Source organism: Leptospira ainlahdjerensis (genome assembly GCF_016919175.1).
GTDB lineage: Bacteria > Spirochaetota > Leptospiria > Leptospirales > Leptospiraceae > Leptospira > Leptospira ainlahdjerensis.
This window is the reverse complement of the sequence record NZ_JAFFPU010000049.1, coordinates 1-3,781: the sequence shown is the minus strand read 5'-3', so window position 1 is coordinate 3,781 and position 3,781 is coordinate 1. Positions and strand designations below refer to the sequence as shown.

The following is a 3,781-nucleotide window of genomic DNA, read 5'->3' as shown; positions in this document are numbered from 1 at the left end:
TATCAAGGCGCTCAGACTTGGGATGCGAAGTGGCAGGATCTTCTTGCTAAACAAGCCGCCTGGGAACAGAATTCCTTGAATTCAATCCAAGACGGTATTCTTCAATGGAATCAAGCGATTACCGGTCTCGAAAACGACAAGCTTAATTATTTGAATGGAATCGAACAGACGAAAGCACAATGGCTTGCGAATAAACAACTGATTCAAGACGCACAGAACGGAGTTCGAACCGGTCTTCAAAATACAATCCTTTCGATTCGGGCTCAAGAAAATCAATTGAGATCGAGCGCTTCTAACGATCCAAGTTTGGATTCGGTTTTTGAAGATATGGACTCTCTTCTAGACAATCTACAAAGCGCTTTAGATTCTAATTCGTCCCTCGGATCTCTTGCGGAAACGCTCGGAAACTTTTTTCAGAATCAGATCTCGAACGCGACCGCTATGGCCGACTATTGGAATATTCAAAAATGGCAAGAAACTTACGCCACACAGACCTTTGATTATTCAAAAGAAGTTGGAACGGCCAATCTGAGCTGTAGTCATACTTCCGGAAGCGGGGCTAACTGGTGCCTTGGACAATCTTCCGGTTCACAAGCCGTTACTTACGGTTCCGACGGCAACGTTTACGGTTGGTCGGCTACGAGCGGAGGATTCCTGAACGGAGTTTTGGTCGGGAATCCCGCCGCTTCAAACAACAGCAGTGCGTCCCGTAGCGATGGTCATAACATAGCCGTCTGTAACGGAATCGAAGTTGGAGGAACCTGTAATTTGTCGTCAGGACAGTATGCGTTAGACACATCTTTTTGCGGAGGCGGTTTGTTTTGCGGTTATGACCTTAGCTGGGTTGTCGACAACACGTATTCCCTTTCCGTCGGAGAATCGTTTAATCAACAACAAATCGCCAACAACAACGCGATTCGAAATTCCATATTCGGTAACTTTAATGTAGACTTCGGCCAGTCTTCTCAGGCCGGTAACGCTCTCGGCGGTTCCACCCCTATCGCTTTGGAAACTAAGGTGTTTTTAGGGGGAAGCGCTCTAACTTCTTCCAATTGGTACAGCGCGCTTGGTACGAATAATCAGGTTCAGATTCAGACAAAATACAAATACATCGACAGCGTGATGCAGTCGAATCAGAACTTTTGGACGGGCCTTTCTTCACAATTTACGAATATCTCGGCTACTTTTTTAAGTCTTGTAAATCCTCTGAAAGATTGGGAGGAAAAATCCGCGGCTTACGAGGAAGAATACGAAGCGAAACTTGCGGAACTGGAACAGACAAAACTAAATACGATTCAGAATTATGATCAGCAAATTGCACAGATGAAAGCGGCTCGGGGGAGCTGGGTTACGGATGTCTATGGATTTCAAATTGCGGATATTGAAGGAAGTGCGGATAACACGAACAGTCAATTTCGAAGCGGGCAAGAGACCTGGGCAAATACGATTTCTATTTTTCAACAAGCGGAATTGGGTTGGTTTCTTGCCGCCAAGGACAGCATGAACACCGCAATTTCATCCTCGGACGGGGAGGCTCAATTTCAATCGAACGCAATCGTTCTTGCGAATCAACTTCAGACCCAAATTACAAACTCAGAGACCAACACTACCAATCTTTACAACGCCGCCAATTCTTTAGTGGACACCTATCAATATTCCGCCGCCGGGAATCTCATGCAACAGGCTCTTGTAAATCAGCAAAACCAAACGACTTGGAATCAACAGGGAGCTAATCTTTCGCAAAACATCGTTGATTCTTTCGGTAGAAGCGAGGCTTATAAAACCGCCGAATTGAATGCGAGCAACCGGATCAACTTACTCGCCCAAGCAATTTATGGAGGCGGCGCTTACATTGTTGATAACGCGGAAATCAATTCGATCACGAATCAAATAAGCGGTTATGCACAAAATCAAACTTTTTGGCAGGATGAAATCAACGGTAGTAACGGCGGTTTTAATTTTAACGGAAAAACTAGTCTGAGTCAGACTAAAACCACTCAGTTTACCCAATTCCAAGACGATATTACTTTGGCTACCACCCTACAGACTGAGGTTGTCGATGAAGAGCGAGATTTTCTGAAACAAGCGAATGAATTTTTCGATAAATCGGAACGATTTCAGGAACTTTCCGAAAAAGCGAAAAGTGAAGGAAAATTCGACGAATCATCGTATTACCTGACCGCTTCCCTGAGAGAAAAGAATAACGCACTTGGTTTCTTAAAGAAAAAATACCAAACTCTTGGAGACGAGATCACCGATTCCGTCGATGAAAGAGGATTAAACCATACTAGAATCTCCTTCCTGAATTACAGAGATAGCCTGCTCAATAAGAACTTTCAAACGAGCGCGGAACTCACCAAACAAATTCAAGACGGCAAAAACACAGTCGAGGGTATTCTTTCCGAAGGAGCAAGCTACGATCAAATTCAAGGAATGTTGCAATCCGCTCAGACTCTAAACAATCAAGGGGAAGGAAACAAGGAAAGAGTCGAAAAACTTTTAGCGGAATCCCAAGAATTAGCCAATCGCGATATTTCCGGCGATCTTTTAGACGGACTTCAGGAAATGATTGCCGGGATTCAAGGAAACCTTCCAAAAGAAATCAGTTCCAGTGCGGTTACACAAACGATTCTTGCCCAAGAAAAGGAGCTCGCGGAAAAACAAGAGAAAGCGAACGAACTCCTCTCTCAGATGAACTCTTTGGTTACGAATAACAACGATTTGGCGGCGTTACAGACGTTATTAGAAGGCGGGGGCCAGGCCCTCAATATCGCGGCTAACAGCGCCGTATCGAAATATTTAGACGATTATTCCAAAAAGCTCCAGAAAGAGAACGAGGAAAGAAGCGCCAATCTACAAAAGACTCTTCTGGAAGACCTACTAAACGGAGAATCCTACAAATATCTGAGAGACGCGGGATATGAATTCAGAACCGACGGAGACGGTATCAGTGCGTACCGCCAAATCTACAGCGGTGAGATCGTGGTCAATGGAAACGCGATGGCGAAGAACAGCTATTCTCCAGAATTAGAATATCAATATATGCGAATCCAGACTAAATTCAATCCGGGGAATCTGAGCGTTGATATGCTGGATCCAAACAGAAGCACCTTTAGCGCGGAAACAGTCTCCAATCTGAAACGTTATATAGACGATCTTCAAAAGAACGTAGAAACGATGTTCGCACAATTCAGCGACAAAACGCAGGAAGTAAAGGGAGAATATACACAGAATCAGGAGATTCAAACCCAACAAGAAGAACAATACGCAGAAAATCGAGACAGCGTTTTGTCCATGTTCCAAGGATTGGAACCGAATTTTCAAAAAACCTTTCAACCGACGATGAACGGTCTGAAAGAGTATCATCAAGAAGCCGCAAAATACAGCTTTGAAGAAGGTGCAATCTCCGGAAGAGGAGGCTCTTTTCAGAAATTGAGCAGGGAGATGTTCGGAGGAATCCTTACCGGAAACGGCGCATTTACCGGAAGCCGAGAACTCAAAGGTACGGTAAACGTCAAAGGGATTCCTGTTGAGATCAGCTATGGCTCCCAGAACCTAATCGTTGTTTCCGGATTTCAGATCGAAAACTTGGAATACAACTTTAAGCTGAACGGAACGGGAACCAAATACACCTCAAACGAACTTTCAAACGTTAACAACAAATATTCGAAATACCAAGAAGACATCGAAGCCCGCATCGCTGCTCAAGCAAAGGCGAACGACGCTGAGAAGGAAAGCAAGGGCTTTATCTTCACGATCATGAACGGGATGAACGGCGGCT

The 3,781-nt window shown here is 44.6% G+C and carries 1 pseudogene; it reads left to right on the top strand.

What is annotated here, in order from left to right:
- Nucleotides 1–3,781: pseudogene (locus JWG45_RS14060) on the top strand (peptidase M23); the annotation flags it as partial.